21 protein-coding genes are annotated in these 19,252 nt (G+C 68.8%); 10 read left to right on the top strand and 11 right to left on the bottom strand.

The genetic code is table 11. From position 1 onward, the window contains the following. Positions 1–43 precede the first annotated feature (43 nt). The 3 genes from ACZ32T_RS31025 to ACZ32T_RS31035 all read left to right on the top strand — a co-directional run bounded on the left by ACZ32T_RS31025 (position 44) and on the right by ACZ32T_RS31035 (position 3,002). Positions 44–496, top strand: coding sequence for a GNAT family N-acetyltransferase (locus ACZ32T_RS31025; protein WP_467267817.1), 453 nt, complete (start codon positions 44–46; stop codon positions 494–496). Positions 497–595: 99 nt separating this feature from the next. Beyond that, positions 596–1,654 (top strand): vWA domain-containing protein, encoded by a 1,059-nt coding sequence (locus ACZ32T_RS31030; RefSeq protein ID WP_467267815.1) that lies wholly within the window; start codon positions 596–598, stop codon positions 1,652–1,654. Between the two features lie 280 nt (positions 1,655–1,934). Then, positions 1,935–3,002 carry a C40 family peptidase gene (locus ACZ32T_RS31035; RefSeq protein ID WP_467370358.1) on the top strand — a complete coding sequence of 356 codons (1,068 nt, stop codon included), beginning with the start codon at positions 1,935–1,937 and terminating at the stop codon, positions 3,000–3,002. Positions 3,003–3,063: 61 nt separating this feature from the next. Here the strand turns inward: ACZ32T_RS31035 and ACZ32T_RS31040 are convergent, their stop codons facing one another. Continuing rightward, entirely contained in the window at positions 3,064–3,249 is a 186-nt protein-coding gene (locus ACZ32T_RS31040; RefSeq protein WP_467370362.1) for a DUF397 domain-containing protein, read from the bottom strand. Then, a complete protein-coding gene (locus tag ACZ32T_RS31045; protein ID WP_467370487.1) occupies positions 3,246–4,115 on the bottom strand; it encodes a helix-turn-helix domain-containing protein in 870 nt (289 codons plus the stop codon). Before ACZ32T_RS31045 ends, ACZ32T_RS31040 begins: the two co-directional genes overlap by 4 nt. Before the next feature lie 146 nt (positions 4,116–4,261). Here ACZ32T_RS31045 and ACZ32T_RS31050 point away from each other — a divergent pair, with 146 nt between their 5' ends. Then, entirely contained in the window at positions 4,262–4,732 is a 471-nt protein-coding gene (locus ACZ32T_RS31050; RefSeq protein WP_467267809.1) for an ATP-binding protein, read from the top strand. Positions 4,733–4,790: 58 nt separating this feature from the next. Here the strand turns inward: ACZ32T_RS31050 and ACZ32T_RS31055 are convergent, their stop codons facing one another. Then, a complete protein-coding gene (locus ACZ32T_RS31055; RefSeq protein WP_467267807.1) occupies positions 4,791–5,540 on the bottom strand; it encodes an SDR family oxidoreductase in 750 nt (249 codons plus the stop codon). A 94-nt stretch (positions 5,541–5,634) separates the two neighbouring features. On the opposite strand from ACZ32T_RS31055, the gene ACZ32T_RS31060 reads away from it, so the two are divergent. After that, positions 5,635–6,243: a TetR/AcrR family transcriptional regulator gene (locus ACZ32T_RS31060; protein ID WP_467267806.1), complete on the top strand. Its 609-nt coding sequence runs from the start codon at positions 5,635–5,637 to the stop codon at positions 6,241–6,243. 65 nt (positions 6,244–6,308) lie between these two features. Here the strand turns inward: ACZ32T_RS31060 and ACZ32T_RS31065 are convergent, their stop codons facing one another. Next, positions 6,309–7,382, bottom strand: a complete 1,074-nt coding sequence (locus ACZ32T_RS31065; protein ID WP_467370365.1) for an alkene reductase — start codon at positions 7,380–7,382, stop codon at positions 6,309–6,311. 155 nt (positions 7,383–7,537) lie between these two features. Between ACZ32T_RS31065 and ACZ32T_RS31070 the strand changes: the two genes are divergently transcribed. Further along, the gene (locus ACZ32T_RS31070) at positions 7,538–7,969 is read left to right on the top strand and encodes a MerR family transcriptional regulator (RefSeq protein ID WP_467267803.1); all 432 of its coding nucleotides are present in this window, start codon (positions 7,538–7,540) and stop codon (positions 7,967–7,969) included. Positions 7,970–8,136: 167 nt separating this feature from the next. Here ACZ32T_RS31070 and ACZ32T_RS31075 read toward each other — a convergent pair whose 3' ends face one another. Further along, entirely contained in the window at positions 8,137–9,096 is a 960-nt protein-coding gene (locus tag ACZ32T_RS31075; RefSeq protein WP_467267801.1) for an ROK family protein, read from the bottom strand. 993 nt (positions 9,097–10,089) lie between these two features. On the opposite strand from ACZ32T_RS31075, the gene ACZ32T_RS31080 reads away from it, so the two are divergent. Beyond that, entirely contained in the window at positions 10,090–11,397 is a 1,308-nt protein-coding gene (locus ACZ32T_RS31080; RefSeq protein ID WP_467267799.1) for a cellulase family glycosylhydrolase, read from the top strand. 209 nt (positions 11,398–11,606) lie between these two features. Here the strand turns inward: ACZ32T_RS31080 and ACZ32T_RS31085 are convergent, their stop codons facing one another. Together ACZ32T_RS31085 and ACZ32T_RS31090 are read right to left on the bottom strand one after the other, a co-directional pair. Beyond that, on the bottom strand, positions 11,607–11,729 hold the full coding sequence (locus ACZ32T_RS31085) for a hypothetical protein (RefSeq protein ID WP_467267798.1): 123 nt from the start codon (positions 11,727–11,729) through the stop codon (positions 11,607–11,609). 94 nt (positions 11,730–11,823) lie between these two features. Beyond that, on the bottom strand, positions 11,824–12,234 hold the full coding sequence (locus ACZ32T_RS31090) for a MerR family transcriptional regulator (RefSeq protein WP_467267796.1): 411 nt from the start codon (positions 12,232–12,234) through the stop codon (positions 11,824–11,826). A gap of 49 nt (positions 12,235–12,283) precedes the next feature. Here ACZ32T_RS31090 and ACZ32T_RS31095 point away from each other — a divergent pair, with 49 nt between their 5' ends. Continuing rightward, positions 12,284–13,168 (top strand): NAD(P)-dependent oxidoreductase, encoded by an 885-nt coding sequence (locus ACZ32T_RS31095; RefSeq protein ID WP_467267794.1) that lies wholly within the window; start codon positions 12,284–12,286, stop codon positions 13,166–13,168. Positions 13,169–13,455: 287 nt separating this feature from the next. Here the strand turns inward: ACZ32T_RS31095 and ACZ32T_RS31100 are convergent, their stop codons facing one another. Further along, positions 13,456–14,250 carry an SDR family NAD(P)-dependent oxidoreductase gene (locus ACZ32T_RS31100; RefSeq protein ID WP_467267793.1) on the bottom strand — a complete coding sequence of 265 codons (795 nt, stop codon included), beginning with the start codon at positions 14,248–14,250 and terminating at the stop codon, positions 13,456–13,458. Between the two features lie 178 nt (positions 14,251–14,428). Between ACZ32T_RS31100 and ACZ32T_RS31105 the strand changes: the two genes are divergently transcribed. Next, positions 14,429–15,031 (top strand): TetR/AcrR family transcriptional regulator, encoded by a 603-nt coding sequence (locus ACZ32T_RS31105; protein WP_467267791.1) that lies wholly within the window; start codon positions 14,429–14,431, stop codon positions 15,029–15,031. 201 nt (positions 15,032–15,232) lie between these two features. Here the strand turns inward: ACZ32T_RS31105 and ACZ32T_RS31110 are convergent, their stop codons facing one another. Further along, positions 15,233–16,168: an alpha/beta fold hydrolase gene (locus ACZ32T_RS31110; RefSeq protein ID WP_467370368.1), complete on the bottom strand. Its 936-nt coding sequence runs from the start codon at positions 16,166–16,168 to the stop codon at positions 15,233–15,235. Positions 16,169–17,002: 834 nt separating this feature from the next. Here ACZ32T_RS31110 and ACZ32T_RS31115 point away from each other — a divergent pair. Next, positions 17,003–17,728 carry a glycoside hydrolase family 11 protein gene (locus ACZ32T_RS31115; protein WP_467267787.1) on the top strand — a complete coding sequence of 242 codons (726 nt, stop codon included), beginning with the start codon at positions 17,003–17,005 and terminating at the stop codon, positions 17,726–17,728. 178 nt (positions 17,729–17,906) lie between these two features. Here ACZ32T_RS31115 and ACZ32T_RS31120 read toward each other — a convergent pair whose 3' ends face one another. Together ACZ32T_RS31120 and ACZ32T_RS31125 are read right to left on the bottom strand one after the other, a co-directional pair. Beyond that, positions 17,907–18,128: a hypothetical protein gene (locus ACZ32T_RS31120; RefSeq protein ID WP_467370370.1), complete on the bottom strand. Its 222-nt coding sequence runs from the start codon at positions 18,126–18,128 to the stop codon at positions 17,907–17,909. A 92-nt stretch (positions 18,129–18,220) separates the two neighbouring features. Beyond that, a complete protein-coding gene (locus ACZ32T_RS31125; RefSeq protein ID WP_467370372.1) occupies positions 18,221–19,249 on the bottom strand; it encodes a LacI family DNA-binding transcriptional regulator in 1,029 nt (342 codons plus the stop codon). Positions 19,250–19,252 lie beyond the last annotated feature (3 nt).

Consider the following 19,252-nt stretch of genomic DNA (forward strand, 5'->3'; position numbering starts at 1 on the left):
GGCCGCCCGGGATTGTCAGTGGCGGGTGGCAGACTCTGCCGGCATGAGTGAACAGGTGCGTCTGAGAGATGTCGGTCAGTCCGATCTGGAGGTGTTCCTCGCGCAGGAGCACGACCCGGAGTCCGTGCGCCGGTCGAACTTCCCGCCCAGGGAACGCGAGGCCTTTCTGACGCACTGGAGGACGAAGGTCCTGGGCGAGCCCTCCAACCTGGTGCAGGCCGTCACCGTGGACGGGGAGCTCGCGGGCAACCTGGTCGCGTGGTGGGACGAGGACCGGCGCTTCATCGGGTACTGGCTCGGCCGGCAGTACTGGGGCAGGGGCATCGGCACCCGGGCGCTGGCGCTCTTCCTCGACCTGGAGACGGCCCGGCCTCTGCACGCCGACCCCTTCGCGGGGAACACCGGCTCGGTGCGACTGCTGGAGAAGCACGGTTTCCGGCGTACCGGGACGGTCATGTACGGCGAGCACGAACACATCATGCTGGTGCTCCCCTGACCCACCGACGGGAGGGCGGTCGGCGGCCGAAAGCCGTTGTCAGTGGCTCCTCATACAGTGAACACATCACTCGGGGAGCTTCGGAGAAGGAGCGGAAACATGTCCGCAAACAGGATCCAGCACAAGGTGAACCACGTCGCGCTGGTGGTGGACAGTTCGGGTTCCATGTATCAGCACCAGGGCCAACTCATCCGCGTCGTGGATGAGTTCGTGGCCGGTCTGAAGGCCGAGTCGGACAACCTCGGACACGAGACCCGCATCAGCCTCTACTCCTTCGACCACAGGGTGGAGAACCTGGTCTGGGACATGGATGTGAAGCATCTGCCGTCCATGCGGGGCCTGTACAAGGTCAACAACGGCGCCACGGCGCTCATCGAGGCCTCCCTGAAGTCCCTGGACGACCTGGGGCACATCTGGGAGGAGTACGGCGAGCACAGCTTCCTCCAGATCGTGGTGACGGACGGCGAGGAGAACGCCTCCGGCGGCGACAGGCGGCACGACGGGGACATGTCCATACTCGGCCCCTGGCTCGACAGGATCACGGCGAAGATGGGCGGGCTCCCGAGCCACTGGACCTCCGCGATCCTCGTCCCCAACTCCCTGGCGAAGCGGACCGCGCAGAACTACGGCTTCCCCGCCGGCAACATCGCCATCTGGGACGCGGACTCCCAGAAGGGCGTCGAGGACGCGATCGGCACCGTCCGAGCCGCCGCCACCAGCTTCCTGCGGGGCCGTGAGCAGGGTGTGCGCGGCACGAAGAACCTGTTCGCCGTCGGCCAGGACATATCGGTCGACGAGGTGCGCGCGAACCTCGAACCGGTCTCGGCCGACAAGTACCGGCTCCTGAAGGTCGACAAGGAGACCGAGATCCGCGCCTTCGTGGACTCGCATCCGGGAGTCACCTACCAACGCGGCTCCTGCTACTACCAGCTGGGCACCCGGGTCCAGGTGCAGCCCGACAAGGAGGTCATCGTGGTCGAGAAGGACACCGACCGCGCGTACACGGGTGACGCCGCGCGCAGCCTCCTGTTCGGCACGGGCGTCCATGGGACGGTCTCCGTCAAGGCGGGCAACAACCCCAAGCTGGAGGTGTACGTGCAGAGCCGCTCGGTGAACAGGAAGCTCAAGGCGGACACGCGCCTCCTAATCATGCTCTGACGCGCCGGCGAGAAGGCGGACCGCCCGGACGGGTCGTCAGGTCTCGGTTACACGGCGTGTGTCGACGGTGCGCAAAAGCCGCGCGTGTCGACATTCACGCTGTGAAGATTGCATGGATAACGAGATGGTTACTAAGGTCAGGCCTCGAACCTTCGCACGGTTGGTTGCCCGCCCGGGGTGACGGCGAAGGAACCGCCGAGTCCGTGACGTGCACGGAGCCGGGGATCCATTCGTTCCCCCCAGCCCGGTAGGCGGCCCGAGGAAGAAGGAGCTCGCCTTCGTGGGGTCCCACCGTCGTCCCAAGCAGCCGAGCCGCGCCCGTGTGACCGTGCTCACCGCGACCGCCGCCGCAGCCGTGGCCCTGACCTCGCAGGCGGCGCACGCCGACCCCAAGCCGACCAAGAGCGAGGTCAAGGCGAAGGTCGACAAGCTCTACCACGAGGCCGAGGTCGCCACCGAGAAGGCCAACGGCGCCAAGGAGCAGCAGGACAAGCTCAAGAAGCAGGCCGACGCGCTCCAGGACAGGGTCGCCCGCGGCCAGGACGAGCTCAACACCCTGCGTGGACAGCTCGGTTCGCTGGCCACCGCGCAGTACCGCTCCGGTGGTCTCGACCCGTCGGTCCAGCTGCTGCTCTCCTCGGACCCGGACAGCTTCCTCGACCAGGCGACCGCGCTCGACCAGCTGTCGGCCAAGCAGGCCGAGTCGCTGCAGAAGATCCAGGCGAAGCAGCGCACCCTCGCGCAGCAGCGCGAGGAGGCGCAGGGCAAGCTCACGGCCCTCGCCGAGGTCCGCGAGACGCTGAACGAAGCCAAGAAGAAGTCCCAGGGCAAGCTGGCCGACGCCCAGAAGCTGCTCAACACCCTCACCGCCGCCGAGCGCGCCAAGATCGCCGAGGACGAGCAGCGGGCCAGCCGCGCCGCCGGTGACCGGGTCGACGTCGGCAAGAAGACCTCCACCTCAGCGGTCGGGAAGGTCGACCTCGGCAACGAGGTCCCCGCCTCCGCCCTCGGCGCCGCAGCCCTCCAGGCCGCCCACACCCAGGTGGGCAAGCCGTACGCCCGCATGGGCACGGGTCCCGGCTCCTACGACTGCTCGGGTCTGACCCAGTGGGCCTACGCACAGGCCGGTGCCCAGATCACCCGCACCACCTTCACGCAGATCAACCAGGGCACCCGCATCTCGCGCAGCCAGCTGAAGCCGGGCGACCTGGTCTTCTTCAGCAACACCTCGCACGTGGGCCTCTACGCGGGCAACAACACGGTGCTGCACGCCCCTTACCCGGGCACGTACGTCCGCTACGAGTCGATGAACACCATCGGCGCCTACCAGGCCGCCGTCCGGATCTGACCCGGGTCTGAGGCCTGAGAGAAGCGCCCCGGAGCCGGTCACGAACCGGCACGGGGCGCGGTCAGGCCTGGGAGGCGTACGAGACGAAGCTCGTCCACGATGTGGGCGAGAGGGCGAGCTGCGGGCCCTGCTCGACCTTCGAGTCACGGACGTGGACCGCCTCGGGGGCGGTTGCCACCTCGACGCAACTGTCACCGGAACTGCCGCTGTAGGTGCTTTTGAACCAGGCCAGGTCTGTGTTGTTCATGTTGCTCCTCGGATCTGCCGCAACAGGCTCAGGGAGTCCTCCAACGAGAGAGCCTGTGACCGCATCCTGGCATACCGCATCTGGAGCATGCTGACCACTTTGCGGTCAGAGATGAACTGGCCGCTTTCCTGCCCTTCGCAGTAGCCGAACCACCTGTTGTCCGGCGTCTCCAACAGCTGCATGGGGCCGTCGATCCCTGCGTGGCTGCCGCGCGCCTGCGGCATGACCTGGATTTCGATGTTCCGGTGCCCGGCGAGGTGCAGGACCCGATCGAGTAGCTCCACCGTGGCCTCTGATCCACCCGTCCCTCGTCGGAATAGATGCTCCTCGACGATGAAGCTGTACGCCGTGTTGGGCCGCTCGGTGAGTAACCGTTGCCGCTCCGTCCGGGCAGCCAGCCGGGTGTCGATCTGTTCGTCGCCCAGCGGGGGAAGTCGCTCGGAGAACAGACTTCGCGCGTACGCCTCTGTCTGCAAAAGCCCGGGGATCAAGCGGCACTCGTACGTATAGAGGGCGAGCGCCTCCGCCTCCAGCACCGCCCACTGCCGGAACCAGCTCGCCAGCCCCGGCCGCCGTGACAGATGCCTCGCCGCACCTCGCAGCGCCCCGAAGGCGTCCAGCACCTCCTCGGCCTTCTCCACGAAGTCCGCCGGCGGGAAGCGCCGCCCTTGCTCGATGGAGGCCACGGTCGGCACCGAGTACCCCACCAGTGGCGCGAACTGCTCCTGCGTCAGCCGCGCCCGCTTCCGGAACGCCTTCACGACCTCCCCGAACGCCTTCAGGCTGTCCGAACTCTCCGGCTCCGCACCGCCGTTGGCCGCCGTACCCTCACAGGCGCCACCTGTGCCCACCGCCGAGTCATCCAACCCGCCCACCTCCACGCACCGTCCCGCCGACCCACCCATGCTCACGCGCCGTGACGCACGGTGTCCACTCTCCGCACCCGTACGCTGACTCAGCGTACGGCCCGCTGATCTGGAGACCCACGCCGAACCCCGTCACCGTGGCCTTCATGACGACCCCCGCCACCCCCACGGCATCCAGCGACCAGCCGATGCGCGACGCGTGCACGTTCACCCAGCGCTTCAGCGCCACTCCGCGCGGAGCCCGGCTCGCCCGGCGGCTGGCCGTGCTCCAGCTCGACCGCTGGGGCATTCCGCTCGGGAGCGATCTGTCCGACACGGCCGCCCTGGTCGTCGCCGAGCTGGCGGCCAACGCCGTGACGCACGGGCATGTGCCGGGGCGGGACTTCGAGCTGGTGCTGACCCGTGCGCCCGGGGCCGTCCTGCGGATCGAGGTGTCCGACGCGCGCGGTGAGCGGCGGCCGCCCTCGCCGGGCGGCCTCGGCCGGTCCGGTGGCGCGGCGGACCGTGGCCGGGGGCTGCTCCTGGTGGAAGCACTGGCCACCCGGTGGTCGGTGCACGACCGTGTGCCCGTGGGCAAGACCGTCCGGGCGGAGATCGACCTGCCGTGCCGTCCATAGCCGGGGCGGCCCGTCCGGGGACGGGCCGCCTTCGCTCGTTGACGCCCGGCCAGGGGGCTCAGATCTGGTTCAAGCCGCCGTCGACGTACAGGCTCGAACCGGTGATGAAACTGCTCTGGTCGGAGGCGAGGAAGGCCACGGCCGCGGCGATCTCCTCCGGGCGCCCGAGCCGGCCCAGCGGCACCTGCGAGGCCAGGTGCTGCCTGAGGCCGGCGGCCTGCTCCGGGTCGGGAGCGAGTCCGGAGAGGCCAGGGGTGTCGGTCGGGCCGGGTGTGACGGTGTTGACCCTGATGCCGCGCCCCTTGAGTTCGTTGGCCCAGGTGCGGGCGAACGACCGGGTGGCCGCCTTGGACGCCGCGTAAGCGCCGAACGCCTCCGCGCCGACGTCCACGTTGGTGGAGCCGTTGAGGATCACCGAGGCGCCGTCGTTGAGCAGGGGCAGCGCCTTCTGGACGGTGAAGAGCGTGCCCCGGACGTTGATGCCGTAGAGGGTGTCGAAATGCTCTTCGGTGGTCTGTTCCAGTGTGGCGAACGTGGCGACGGAGGCGTTCGCGAACAGGACGTCCAAGCCCCGGCCCCGGTTGCGGATGGTCTCGTAGAGCCGGTCCAGGTCGGCCAGGTTCGATATGTCGCCGATCACCGCGGTGGCCGATGACCCGATCGTCTCGACGGCCGCGTCGAGTTCGGCCTTGCGCCGGCCGGTGATGAACACGTGCGCACCCTCGGCCGCCAGCCTTACGGCGCCGGCCAGACCGATCCCGGTGCCTCCCCCGGTGACGAGAGCGGTTCTGCCTTCGAGTGACCCCATATGAATGACCTCTTCCGACTTCCGCATCGATCGCTGCTGAAGTCGAACGGTAGCACTTCCGTAGCGATCGATGCGGAAGAGGTAGACTGCGGGGGTGGCGACGAAACAGAGCGGCCCGATCGGCCGACCGCGAGGCTTTGACGTCGACGACGCTCTCGAGCGCGCCGTGCTGGTCTTCTGGGAGCAGGGCTACGAGGGAGCCAGCCTGGCCAACCTGACGGACGCGATGGGCATCTCCACCACCAGCATGTACGCGGCCTTCGGCAACAAGAAGGAGCTGTTCCGCAAGGCCCTGGAGCGCTACACGGAAGGCCCGGGCGCCTATCTCACCCGGGCACTGGACGAGCCGACCGCCCTCGGCGTCGCCACCGCGATCCTGGCCGGCACCGTCCGGACCACCACCCGCCCGGCCGGCCCCCACGGATGTCTGGGCGTCCAGGGCGCCCTGGCCGCCGGGGACTCCGGGCGGGCGGTCCGGGACATCCTCGTCGCCTGGCGTAACAACGGGTGCTCCTGCGTCCGGGAGCGGTTCCGGCGAGCCGTCGACGACGGAGACCTGCCTCCGGACGCGGACCCGGGGCTACTGGCCCGCTACGTCACCACCTTGGCCTTCGGCATCGCCGTACAGGCCGCGAGCGGTGTCGGCCGCGACGAACTCCAGGAGATGGCCGACGCCGCCCTGCGCACCTGGCCGCTCTCCTGAGGACCGCAGTCACCGACGCCGTGCCGCGGCACCGGTCTCCGTCACCTGGGATGAGGCGGAGGCGGTCAGGCCGTGTGCTGGTACGTCGGGTAGGTGAGGTACCCGGCGTCGCCGCCCTGGTAGAAGGTGTTCTCGTCGGCGGGCGCGATGGGCAGGCGCGAGCGCAGCCGTTCGACCAGGTCGGGGTTGGCGAGGAAGCCGCGGCCGAAGGCGATCAGGTCGGCGCCCAGCCCCAGCCAGTGGTCGGCTTCCGCCTGCCCGGCCTGCTTCGGGCCGCCGGGCATGGTGGGGCTGACGATGAGGGTGCCCGGCCAGGTCCTGCGCAGCCCGAGGAGGACGTCCTCGCCGGTGGTGGCCTCCAGGTGCACATAGGCGAGGCCGAGGTGGGCCAACTCCGTCAGCAGAGCGGTGTTCAGCTCCGCCGCGTCGTCCTCGGTCACACCCCAGATGCCGCCGCCGGGTGACAGGCGGATCCCCGTACGGGCGGCGCCCACGGCCTCGACCGTGGCAGTGGCCGCCTCGACGGCGAAACGGATCCGGTTGGCGATCGAGCCGCCGTAGCGGTCGTCGCGCAGGTTGGCGTTGGACGACAGGAACTGGGATATCAGATAGCCGTTGGCGCCGTGCAGTTCGACTCCGTCGAAGCCCGCGTCGACGGCGCGGCGGGCGGCGTCGGCGTAGGACAGGACGTGCTCGGGGATCTCGTCGGTCCCCAGGGCCCGCGGCACGGACAGCGGCTGGGGGCCGCTCGGGGTGAACACGCTGCCCTCGCCGGCCACGGCCGACGGGCCGACCGGCTGGAGGCCCGTGGTCTCGTGGTGCGAGACCCGGCCGCCGTGCATGATCTGGGCGAAGACGCGTCCGCCGCCGGTGTGGACGGCGTCGGTCACCTGCCGCCATGAATCCGTCTGCTCGTCGGTGTGCAGGCCGGGCGTGCCCGGGTTGGACTGTCCGACGCGGCTGGGCTGCACGCCCTCCGTGACGATCAGGCCGGCCGAGGCGCGCTGCGCGTAGTAGCTGGCCATCGAGGGAGTGGCCAGACCGCCGGCGGCGGCCCGCACCCGGCTCATGGGAGCCATGACGGTCCGGTTGGGCAGCGTGAGCCCGCCGAGACGGTAACTGCTGAACAGGGAGGGCATATCGGTTCTCCTCGCGTACACAGTGCTCCGTTCGCCGAAGCACGTGGGTACGCTAAAACCTGACGTCAATGTCAGAGGCAACCGAAGAGCACCGCGGATCCGTGTGGGGCGCATCACAGGAATCGCGGTGCTGTGAACCACCACGGGAGGCAGTCATGCGGATCGGAGACCTCGCGGCACGCGCCGGAGTGAGCGTGCGGTCCCTGCGCTACTACGAGCAGCAGGGGCTGCTCACCAGCACCCGTACGCCGAGCGGACAACGGCAGTACACGGAACACGACGTGGACCGCGTCCACTTCATCCAGGGGCTGTACGCGGCCAACCTCTCCAGCCGCACCATCGCCGAACTCCTGCCGTGCCGCGACAACCCGAGCACGCACAACTCCGACGCCACGCTGGAGCGGATGGCCCGCGAACGCGAGCGGATCACGGCGCAGATCGACGATCTCCTGCGAGCCCGGGGCACCTTGGACAGGATGGTGGCCGTGGCTCGCGCCCACCGTGAGTCCCTGCTGCACACGGTGCCCGACGCGGACGAATCGGCGGCGCCCCTGGACGCGGCGCCGCTTTCCTCCGCGCCCGCCTGAGTGTGAGCCGACGCGGTGGCAGGTCGGAGGAAGCTGACGTCCACGGTGGCGCGGATGTCGGTTGCCGTCCCGGTGACCGTCACCGGCTCGCCCGCGCGTACGTACACCGCAGTGCCGGCGGGCAGTTCGGGCTCGTCCCGAGGAGCGGCGTCGTGGACGGCGAACGTTCAGGAAGAGCCGTGAGCCGCGAGCGCGGATCTGCCGGCCTGTGCGGAGGCGACGGCGGCTGCCCCGATCAGCCCGGCGTCCAGAGCGAGGAGCGCCGGCACGACGGGCAGTCCACGGGTGAAGTCGAGGACGGCGTAGTCGGCCATGCGACGTCGCAGCGGTGCGAAGAGCGTGTCACCGGCCTGTGCCACACCACCGCCGACGACCACGATGTCGAGTTCGACGAGGGCCGCCGTCGCCGCGATGGCCGCCGCCAGCGCCTGGGCGGCGCGCTCGTACGCCTCCAGGGCTCGCCGGTCCCCCTTCCGCGCCGCGTCCGCGACCGCCGCGGCTGTCGGCGCCACCCCGGCCGGCGGGGACCACCCGGCAGCCTGCGCCTGGGCGGCTATCGCCGTACCGCTGGCAAACCCCTCGACACAGCCAGGAGCGCCGCACGGGCACAGCGAACCGTCCATATCCACGCTGATGTGCCCGAGGTGGCCCGCGTTGCCCGTCCGGCCCGTGCGGAGCCGGCCGTCGAGGATCAGACCGCCTCCCACTCCGGTGGACACCACCATGCAGAGAGCGTTCTCGGACTCCCGCGCCGCGCCGAGCCAGTGCTCCGCCGCGGCCATCGCCACCGCGTCCCCGATCAGGACCGGTCGAACCCCCGCGGGGAGCCGTGGGTGTGCGGCCACCTCGTCGGCCAGCGGGAAGTGCCGCCAGGCGGGAATGTTGACCGGGCTGACCGTGCCTGCGGCGGTGTCGACCGGACCCGCGCTGGCGATGCCGAGGCAGGTCATCTCGTCCCACATCGGATGGGCCGTCAGTTCGTCGATGACCGAGGTCACCACTGCCATGAGTTCATCGGCGGACTTCAGCGCCGGAGTCGGGCGTTGCGTACGCAGCACCAGCGTGCCTGCGTCGTCCACGAGCGCTCCGGCGATCTTCGTGCCGCCGATGTCCAGTGCTCCGTACACAGTTCACATACCTTTCGTGAGTGGAGCGGATCCTCTCGCTCGGAGCACACTCTGACGGGTCCTGACAACGTTGTCTAGTAAACCGTTTAGTTCAGGTAAATGTTTAGTAATCGCCATGACCGAACATCCAGAGCCGTGCGACATCGACCCCGCCGTCACGCGTGCGTGCGAAGTGCGCGTCGATGCGCGCCTTGTCCATGCGCTCCGTCTCCCGTCTCCCGTCTCCGTCTCGTCGGAGCCGACGCCGGAACTGAAGGTGAAACAGGTCGTACGTGTTGGCCCCGACGACGCAGTGCTCCTCGCCGTTCGGGCGGAAGCGGATATCGCAACGCGTCGAAGGAGTCGGTGGCGGCCAAGGCGGCCAGGAGCGGGGCGCACGGGTCGGTGACGCCCGACCGGAGCGTGGGGGTGACTGTGCATGGCGTCTCCTTCATCCGAAGGGAGGGGCTGCCCGCTACTTCGGGAGGCGCGGCAGGCGGAGGGGTGGACTCGGCGGCTCGGCGAGGTGAACCCCGACCTCTACCGGTTTATCGACCAGGAACGTAAGGGCGTGTCGTGCAACTGTCAATCGCCACGGTGGCGCTGTTGTTGCTGGTTGATGACCACCTTTTCATGCGCAGTAAGGCTGGCCAGTGGGTTTAGCGGTTTAGTTCCAGGAGGCTTTTCTGCGTGGTGAACGGATCGCGAACCCACTATTGACAGGGACGTAACACCCGGTGCCTCATGGTGTGGCGACGACCCGTTCGAGCCGCATCTGGCCGAAGTCGCAGCTGGCCGATGTCAGTTGTCCGGCGCTGCCTCCCACCGTAACGACGCCTGCGAAGCCTGCCTTCGGTGCCACCCACGCCGACGTGCATGCAGCGCTCACCAAGCGTGCCTCCATGGCCCTCCGCAGGCGGCCCAGACATCGTTGTCATGTGGGTGTCGCCCGTCCCACGACCTCGTCCCGCTCCGTACCCGTCCGTGCACCCGCATGCGTATCCGAGGAGAGAAATGCGAAAGCCGAGAAGCACTCTGATGACGACGGCGGGCATGGCGTTCGCCGCCGCCCTGGGCCTGCTGGGATCGATCGCCGGCCCTTCCGTCGGCGAGGCCGAGGCCGCGCCCACCGGCATCCGTGTCAGTGACGGACACGTGGTCGAGGCGAACGGCAACGAGTTCGTCATGCGGGGGATCAACCACGCATACACCTGGTACCCCGAGCAGACGACCGCCATCGCCGACATCGCGGCCAAGGGCGCCAACACCGTCCGCGTCGTCCTCAGCAGTGGCGACCGTTGGACGAAGACGAGCGCCTCCCAGGTCTCCGCCCTGATCGACCAGTGCAAGGCCAGCAAGGTCATCTGTGTGCTGGAGGTCCATGACACCACCGGTTACGGCGAGGACGGCGCCGCCACCACCCTGGACAAGGCCGCCGACTACTGGATCGGCGTGAAGAGCGCGCTGGAGGGACAGGAGGACTACGTCGTCGTCAACATCGGCAACGAGCCGTACGGCAATACGAATGCCGCGGCCTGGACCGGCGCCACCAAGAGCGCGATCAGCAAGCTGCGGAACGCCGGCATCGACCACGCCCTGATGGTGGACGCCCCCAACTGGGGCCAGGACTGGTCCGGAACCATGCGGGACAACGCGGCCGCGGTCTTCGCGTCCGACCCCGACCGCAACACGATCTTCTCGATCCACATGTACGGCGTCTACGACACCGCCGCCGAGGTGCAGGGCTACCTGAACCACTTCGTGAACAACGGACTGCCCATCGTGGTGGGTGAGTTCGGCGACGCGCACAGCGACGGCAACCCGGACGAGGACGCCATCATGGCGACCGCGCAGTCACTGGGCGTGGGCTACATCGGCTGGTCCTGGAGCGGTAACGGCAGCGGCGTCGAGTACCTCGACATGGCCAACGGCTTCGACGAGAACTCCCTGACGACCTGGGGCAACCGCTTCATCAACGGCGCCGACGGCATCGCCGCCACCTCCGAGACCGCCACGGTCTACGGTGACGGGGGCGAGCCGGGCGGCGGCGACACGGGCGGCGGTACGGCCCCCAACGGGTACCCGTACTGCGTCAACGGCGGCTCGTCCGACCCGGACGGTGACGGATGGGGCTGGGAGAACAGCGCCTCCTGCGTCGTGGCCGGCAGCGGCGCGGACGGCGACGGCGACACAGGCGGCGGTACGGCCCCCAACGGGTACCCGTACTGCGTCAACGGCGGCTCGTCCGACCCGGACGGCGACGGATGGGGCTGGGAGAACAGCGCCTCCTGCGTCGTCCCCGGCAGCGGCGCGGACAGCTGACAGCTTGAGCGGGGCTCTCATCCGTTACTCCCCGTCGAGAGCCCCGAAGGACTCCGTCACACCCCGTCCGACCTCGCATGCACGCAGGTCGGACGGGGATATGACGGAGTCCTTCGGATCGTAAGTGAGGCTGCTGGCCGATCGGCCTTGCCAGGCGCGGCAGGTGAGCGCCGCTGGGACCTCGGCGAAGGTCTCCTCGACCAGATTCGTCAGGCCGTCGCGGCCTCCGGCGCCGCCAAGCGCGGGGAAGCGGTGCGCCAGGCCGCCACGAAGATCTCCACGGTCAGTCGCAGCCGTACCCCGTCGACGTTGTCGCCGGCGCGACCGTTCACGGCTTCGATCAGAGCCGGGTGGTGTCCTGCCGGCTCACGGGTCGCCAGGACGGCGGTCCCAGTCGGGGCCTGGTGCGGCATCCCGAGTTCAGCCTCAGTAGGCGGCGGCGGGACCCAGGTCGGCATCGTCAAAGGGTGGGTAGCTCTCGCGGCCCGTTCGCTCGGCCGCATGGATGTAAGTGGCAAGAGCACCGCGAGATTGGGCGAGGGTGGCCATCTGATCGTCCAGCCGCTGCAGCCGTGACCGCATCGCGGCCAGTAACTCGGGACATCCGAGCAGCACCGGGGCCTCTCCGAGTGCACAGGGCAGCACGTACGCGATGTCCTCGGAAGACAGACCTGCCCCGAGCAAGTGCCGGATCTGCTTCACTCGCAGTACGGCGTTCTCCTCGTACTCGCGATATCCGTTGGCGCCACGATCCGCCTCCAGCAGTCCCTGGGCTTCGTAGTAACGCAACTGATGAGTGTGGACTCCCGTCCGACGACTCAGTTCCCCGATCCGCATCGCTACCTCACTTGACCCTCACACCGGTATCAACGTTGACGATGCTGTCATGAACGACCGAACCGAAACACCCGTGACCATCATCGGACTCGGCCTGATGGGCCAGGCACTCGCCGGCGCGTTCCTGAGAGCTGGGCATCCCACCACCGTGTGGAATCGCACCTCCTCCAAAGCCGAGCAACTCGTGGCCCAGGGCGCACGGCTGGCACCGACTCTTGGCGACGCGTTCAAGGCGGGTTCGCTGACGATCGTCTGCGTCACCGACTACCCGGCCCTGTACGAGCTGCTCGGCGCGGACGACGCCGAACTGGACGGCACCATGTTGATCAACCTGACCTCGGGAAGTTCGTCCCAGGCCAGAGAAGCCGCCCGATGGGCCGAACAGCGTGGTACCCGCTACCTGGACGGCGCCATCATGGCCGTCCCGTCGGCCATCGGCACCGCCGACGCGGTGATTCTGCACAGCGGGCCGCAGATGGACTTCGCGGTGCACGAGTCGACACTCGGCGCGCTCGGCACCGTCACCTACCTGGGGGCGGACTACGGGCTTGCGTCGCTGTACGACGTGGCGGGCCTGGCCATGATGTGGAGCATCCTGAACGCCTGGCTCCAGGGCACGGCCATGCTGAGGACGGCCGGCGTCGACGCCGCGACGTATGCACCGTTCGCGCGGCAGATCGCCGCCGTTGTGGCCGAATGGCTGCCTGGATACGCCGAGCAGATCGACAGCGGCTCATTTCCCGCCGAGGTCTCCGCCTTGGAGACCGACGCACGGGCGATGGATCACCTGATCGAGGAGAGCGAGGCCGCGGGGGTGAACGCCGAACTGCCGAAGTTGATCAAAGCTATGGCGGACCGGGCGATCGTCGCCGGACACGGCAAGGAGCAATATCCCGTGCTGATCAAGGAGTTCGGCAAGCTCCGCAACGGCTGACCGACCCCGAGGGCGGGATCCAGGCGGCCCGGAGAAACGGGAGTCTGCGCCGGACCGCCACACCATCACACCGCCGCGGCCACACCACACTCGGAGGCCGGCCCCCGATCAGTCGCGTGAACAACCCTGCGGGTCAATACACCTGAGGCATGTCCGGCGGATCACTGCCTGCGGCAGATGAACCCGTGCAGTGGCGCTCTTCGTAGGCGCGGTGGGACGGCGGGCACCGGCCGGCACGAGGAGGTGGGGGAGGGCGGTGCTTCCTCGCCCCGGGCCGGTCGGCGCGCTCAGGCGCTGGCGCCGCCGTCGACGACGAGGTCGTGGCCGACGACGAAGCTCGCGGTGTCGGAGGCGAGCCACAGCACGGCCGCGATGATCTCGTCGGGCCGGGCCAGACGGCCCAGCGGGATGGTTCCGTTGAGGCGATCGGCGCGCTCGGTCTCGCTCTCGCCGGGCAGGAAGGTCATCAGGGTGTCGGTGGCGCCGGGGCTGACGGCGTTGATGCGAATGCCGTCGGAGATGTGGTCCAGGGCGGCGGCGCGGGTGAGGGCGGAGACTGCGGCTTTGGAGGCGGCGTAGGCGCCGGTGCCGGGGTAGCGCAGGTGGTCGCCGATGTTGGAGGCGGTGTTGACGATGGCACCACCGCCATGGGCGCGCATGTGCTGGATCTCGTACTTCATGGTGAGCATGACGCCGGTGAGGTTGACGTCGAGCTGGGTGTGCCACTGCTGCTCGTCGATGTCGCCGACCGGGCCCCCGGCGGTGAAGACGCCGGCGTTGTTGTGCGCGACGTCGAGGCGGCCGTGCCGGGCGGCGATGGTGGCGATCAGCTCGCGCACCGAGGCTGCGTCGGTGACGTCGACCGGGACGAAGTCGGCGATGCCGCCGTCCTGTTCGATCCGTTTCACGGTCTGCGCGGCACTGTCGGCGTTGCGGCCGCCGATCACTACTATCGCGCCGCGGGCGGCGAAGGCGCGGGCACTGGCCTGGCCCATGCCGCGGCCGGCGCCGGTGACCAGGACGACCTTGCCCTCGAAGGCGGATGACGACAGGTCGTGCGGGGCGGCGGAAGGCGAAGGCATGGCAGGGCTCCTTGCTGGTACAGGGAAAGGGGGTGTGCCGACCGATTTCTGTATGGGCTGACACAGAAATGATGCAGGCGCACCTGGCCAGGGTCAAGCGTTATCTTTAACAAGCACTACAGAAATCGGCGGCGCCGCCCACCCCGGCCCCGGGCCGCCCGACCGGAAGGCGACGGCCATGGCAGGCAGAGGACGCCCTAGATCCTTCGACCGCGACCAGGCACTCCAGCAGGCCCTGCTTGTGTTCTGGGAGCGCGGCTACCACAGCACCTCCATGGCCGATCTCACCCAGGCCATGGGCATCAAATCGCCCAGCCTGTACGCCGCGTACGGCTCCAAGGAGCAGCTCTTCCAGGAAGCCGTGACCCTCTACACCTGCACCGAGGGCGCCCACACCCACCGCGCCCTGACCGCAGAGCCCACCGCCCGCGCCGCGGTGGAGGCCATGCTCCGCGACAACGCCGCCGCCTACGCCGACCCGGCCACCCCCCGCGGCTGCCTGGTCGTCCTGGCCGCCCCGCTGCCCGCCGACGCCCCGGCCGTCGCCACCGGCCTCGCCCGGATGCGCGCTGCCAACCGCGAGGCCATCCGCGCCCGCATCGCCCGCGGCATCGCCGAGGGTGACGTCCCCGCCACCGCAGCCCTCGACACTCTTGCCGACTTCTACGCCGCCGTCCTCAACTCCCTCTCCCTCCAGGCCCGTGACGGCGCCGACATCGCCGCGCTGGGCAACGTCATCGACATCGCCATGACCGCCTGGGACGCCGCGACACGTACCTGACCGAGGTCCCTGCCGGCGGGCCGTCCCACCGCCACCCGAACGGCCCTCCGCCTGCGCGTCGCCGCAGGCCACCAACCGCGCTGACGGCAAAAGGCAAAGCCCGGTTCCGGGCTGTGACCACCAGCGGGGTGCGGGCGGAGGACGCGGCAGCCGAGGCCGGCCGGGATGCTGAGGCCGAGGCGGGACATCGCGTCCCGGAGATCAGTGTTGCGCGGCGAACATGGCTTCGATCTCCTTGAGCACGAGGTCGGGACGGTCCGTCGGCACCTCGTGGGAAGTGCCCTTGGCGGTGACGAGCGTACGGTTCGGCGCCTCCTGTGCGAACGAGGCGGCGGCGTCACGCCAGCGCTGGGCGTCCACAGGAGACCCGGCGAACGGAGTCTTCTCCGAAACCATGACCGTTGCCGGCACCGAAGCCGGCCACGTCACCTTATGGAATGCCTTGTGCGCGGCGGCGAAGCCCTCTGCTGTGGAGATCAACTGGCGGTTCTCCGGCTTCTCGGGGTCCTTCTTCGCCGCATCGACGTCCGGCTGCGTCCCGGCTACGAGGCGGGGGATCTCCTCGTCCGTGAAGAACTGCGGGAGATTGGCGTCGACCAGGACTGCGCCGGAGAGCATCTCCGGGTTGTCCTGGGCGAGATAGTGCGCGATCTCCCCGGCCTGGGAGTGAGACACCAAGGTCACGTCCTTGGCGATGCCCAGTTGCCTGAGTCCCGCCTTGAGGTCGCTGACGGCGCTCTGAACCTTCCACGCGCCAGGCACCACGTCGCTCTTGCCGAGACCGGCCCGGTCATACGTGATGACGGTGGCGCCGGTGGCCGCGTGAAGCTTGGGGACGATGTCCTTCCACTGCGAGGAGTACTCACCGCCGCCCGAGTCCAGGACGACGGTGGAGTCATTACCCTGCGTGACATAGAAGGCCACACGGTGACCCCCGTTGTCGACCATGTGCAGCTTCGCTTCGGCCGCCTCGGCGGATCCCGGGGAGGAGGACGAGGTGGCGGACGACGAGGCCGTGGGGTTGGAGGCGGGATCACTGTCGCTGCAGGCAGTGATGCCACCGGCCCCCGCAGCCAGCAAGGCGAGGGAGCACAGGACACGGGACGTGGAACGGCTCATACGGGGGGTGCGGGACACGAGTGATCCTTCGACGGCTTGAGAGAGCTGTGCTGCATGTCCGATCATTCGGGAACCTGGCTGCCCACAGAATCCGGCTGGCACGTCTGTTGATGGTGCTGCTGATGCCCGCGAGGGTGGTGGGGTTATCCCCTGGTCCTTCGCCGACCCGTGTCTGCTCACCGATGAGGCCCGCAAGGTGTCCGCTTGGCTGCGCGCGGTGGCCGCAGGACGGTGGACGCCTCCGAACCTGAGCTCACCGGCCGGCCGAAGCGTTCGAGCGACCGCATCGGGGAAGCCGTCCGCCGCGGCGTGGTCACCTCTCGCACAGCGCCCGTACCGCCCCGGAGATCTCCATTCCCCACCGCTTCTGCGTCCCGGGCGCGGCACCGCGCTTCGCCGTAGGTGATGGTCGCGGACATCGCCGCGTCGTACGCGGTGACTCATGCGGGGCCGTTCGTACGCAGCTGTTCATGAGCCGTCACAATCATGTCCATGCCCGATCGAAAGTTTCGAAGATGGTGCGCACGCTTGCGGCGCCTACCTTGCTCGTCCTCGTCCTGACTGCACGGTTGCTCGCGTGAAAGATGGCTTGAGCAGGGACGATCCCCTGGCTGAGACCTTTTGCGGTGAAGGAAGTGTTTCCGAAAATGCGTCGAAACTATTGACAGGGGCATGGCGCCGTACGAAAACTGTGGCCCATCGGACGACAGGAGCCGTCGGTCGGCTCGCGCCGTGTGGCCGGGATGGTGATCGGTCGTAGCGGTGGGATGACCGGGCGGCCCCGCCGTGGTTCGTGCAAGGCCGCGGGCAGCAGAAGCCGCCCGCCCCCACCAGCCTTCATCGGGAGAACCCATGCAACAGGACGGAACGCAGCAGGACCAGATCAAGCAGAACCCCGCTCCCTTCGGCGGCATGAGCCGACGTGGCTTCCTCGGCGGCGTCGGCACGGTCGCGCTCGCCACGGCGTCCGGGCTGCTGCTGCCCGGCACCGCCCACGCCGCCACCACCATCACCACCAGCCGGACCGGCACCGACGGCATGTACTACTCGTTCTGGACCGACGGCGGCGGCTCCGTCTCCATGACGCTCAACGGTGGCGGCAGCTACAGCACCCGGTGGACCAACTGCAACAACTTCGTCGGCGGTAAGGGCTGGAGTACCGGTGGGCGCAGGACTGTCCGCTACAACGGCTACTTCAACCCGTCGGGTAACGGCTACGGCTGCCTCTACGGCTGGACGTCGAACCCGCTGGTGGAGTACTACATCGTCGACAACTGGGGCAGCTACCGGCCCACCGGTGAGTACAGGGGCACCGTCTCGAGTGACGGCGGCACGTACGACATCTACAAGACGACGCGGTACAACGCCCCCTCCGTCGAGGGCACCCGCACCTTCGACCAGTACTGGAGTGTCCGGCAGTCGAAGGTAACCAGTGGCTCCGGCACCATCACCACCGGCAACCACTTCGACGCCTGGGCGCGCGCGGGCATGAACATGGGCCAGTTCAAGTACTACATGATCATGGCCACCGAGGGTTTCCAGAGCAGCGGGAGCTCGAACATCACGGTCAGCGGCTGACCTCCGTCCGGCGGTCAACCGGTTGCTGCCTATCGGCCTGCCGGTGCGTGCCGGTGTCGAGGTGACCTTGCGTGACCGGGTGGGCGAGCCGGGCGTCGACGCGCTGAGCCGGGCCGGTCTCGGGACGGCACGTTCGTCCGGCTCGCCCTGCGAGGCACCGGCGGTCCGCAAGGCCTGGTCATACCTCTTCGACGATCAGGTGCTGCCGCTCCCGCAGGTATCCACGCGTGGTCACTGGCGCGTGGACGGGCCAACCACCCTGACCGTGAACCTGGTCGACGGCAGAAAGTGCTGTGTGCGGCATGCCGGCGATCAGGTCCGCTGTGAGCGCGGGAACGGGCACACCGATCTCCCTGGCGGTGGTGCGAAACGGTGCGACCTGCTCCAGATGGAGGTCCATCGTGCGTCCCTTGCGGGCGGCATGAACGTCGGCGTTCGTTCGACTCCGGCGCGACCGGTTCGCCGACGCTGTCCGCTGCTCCCTCGCAGGGACTACCCAGGTACCGAAGTCCCCTCGCCGGGCGGTGCCGTCGAGGCGCGTACCACCAGTTCGGTGGCGAGCTCGACGTGGTGGGACCCCACCTTTTCGCCGTTGGACAGGCGGAGGGCGGTGCGCAGCGCAGCACCGCCCATCTCCCTCAGCGGTTGGCGCACCGTGGTCAGTGGTGGTGAGGCCATCTGGGCGAGACTGGTGTCGTCGAAGCCGACCACGCTCAGATCTTCAGGAATGCGCAGACCGCGGGCGCGCGCGGTCTCGATGACACCGATGGCGATCTCGTCGTTGCCTGCGAAGACCGCTGTCGGCGGCTCTTGCAGGCTCAACAGCGCTGTGGCGCCGAGCAGCCCGGTCTCGTACGTGAAGTCTCCGCACCGGACATAGTCGTCGGGCACCCGCACTCCCTCCGCCTCCATCGCGGCGCGGTAGCCGTGCGTGCGCGCCTGGTTGCATACGGCCATGGACGGACCGCCGAGATAGGCGATGCGGCGGTGGCCCAGGGAGAGCAGGTGCTGGGTCGCTGTCAGGCCGCCGGTGAAGTTGGTCGCCCCGATGCTGTTGACCCGGCTGTCCGGCAGGTGCAGTGGGTCCAGTACGACCAACGGCAGCCCGCACCGGGCCAGTTCGTTCAGGTGTGCTGTGGAGTACACGCTGGTGACCGCGATGACGGCGCGGCGCCCGGCTGAGACCAGATCCCTGGCCCAGTGCGGGGCACGGGACGCCTTGCTGATCACCACCGAGGCCCCCAGCTCTGCTGCGGAGTCGATGATGCCTTCCAGGGTCTCGGCCACGTACGACTTGAGGCCGCCCTTGAACTGCACCTCTATCGTCGGGACGTCGGCGGCCTCGGTGTGGCGGAACACGGGTGCGAGGTAGTGGTACTGATGCAGTAGTTCCTGCACCCGGGCGCGGGTGTGCGGCGCCACGTCACCGCGACCGTTGACCACTTTGGACACGGTCGCGACGGAGACCCCAGCCACTTGGGCGATGTCCGCCAAAGTGGTGCGCCTGGCGTTCGGTCGCATCGG

Source organism: Streptomyces sp. NPDC023573 (assembly GCF_055559735.1).

What these genes read in the sequence shown, in the direction of transcription:
- ACZ32T_RS31025 (WP_467267817.1), top strand. Translation starts at nt 44, where the DNA reads ATGAGTGAACAGGTGCGTCTGAGAGATGTCGGTCAGTCCGATCTGGAG.
- ACZ32T_RS31030 (WP_467267815.1), top strand. Translation starts at nt 596, where the DNA reads ATGTCCGCAAACAGGATCCAGCACAAGGTGAACCACGTCGCGCTGGTG.
- ACZ32T_RS31040 (WP_467370362.1), bottom strand. Translation starts at nt 3,249, where the DNA reads ATGAACAACACAGACCTGGCCTGGTTCAAAAGCACCTACAGCGGCAGT.
- ACZ32T_RS31050 (WP_467267809.1), top strand. Translation starts at nt 4,262, where the DNA reads ATGACGACCCCCGCCACCCCCACGGCATCCAGCGACCAGCCGATGCGC.
- ACZ32T_RS31055 (WP_467267807.1), bottom strand. Translation starts at nt 5,540, where the DNA reads ATGGGGTCACTCGAAGGCAGAACCGCTCTCGTCACCGGGGGAGGCACC.
- ACZ32T_RS31065 (WP_467370365.1), bottom strand. Translation starts at nt 7,382, where the DNA reads ATGCCCTCCCTGTTCAGCAGTTACCGTCTCGGCGGGCTCACGCTGCCC.
- ACZ32T_RS31070 (WP_467267803.1), top strand. Translation starts at nt 7,538, where the DNA reads ATGCGGATCGGAGACCTCGCGGCACGCGCCGGAGTGAGCGTGCGGTCC.
- ACZ32T_RS31080 (WP_467267799.1), top strand. Translation starts at nt 10,090, where the DNA reads ATGCGAAAGCCGAGAAGCACTCTGATGACGACGGCGGGCATGGCGTTC.
- ACZ32T_RS31090 (WP_467267796.1), bottom strand. Translation starts at nt 12,234, where the DNA reads ATGCGGATCGGGGAACTGAGTCGTCGGACGGGAGTCCACACTCATCAG.
- ACZ32T_RS31095 (WP_467267794.1), top strand. Translation starts at nt 12,284, where the DNA reads ATGAACGACCGAACCGAAACACCCGTGACCATCATCGGACTCGGCCTG.
- ACZ32T_RS31100 (WP_467267793.1), bottom strand. Translation starts at nt 14,250, where the DNA reads ATGCCTTCGCCTTCCGCCGCCCCGCACGACCTGTCGTCATCCGCCTTC.
- ACZ32T_RS31105 (WP_467267791.1), top strand. Translation starts at nt 14,429, where the DNA reads ATGGCAGGCAGAGGACGCCCTAGATCCTTCGACCGCGACCAGGCACTC.
- ACZ32T_RS31115 (WP_467267787.1), top strand. Translation starts at nt 17,003, where the DNA reads ATGCAACAGGACGGAACGCAGCAGGACCAGATCAAGCAGAACCCCGCT.
- ACZ32T_RS31120 (WP_467370370.1), bottom strand. Translation starts at nt 18,128, where the DNA reads ATGGACCTCCATCTGGAGCAGGTCGCACCGTTTCGCACCACCGCCAGG.
- ACZ32T_RS31125 (WP_467370372.1), bottom strand. Translation starts at nt 19,249, where the DNA reads ATGCGACCGAACGCCAGGCGCACCACTTTGGCGGACATCGCCCAAGTG.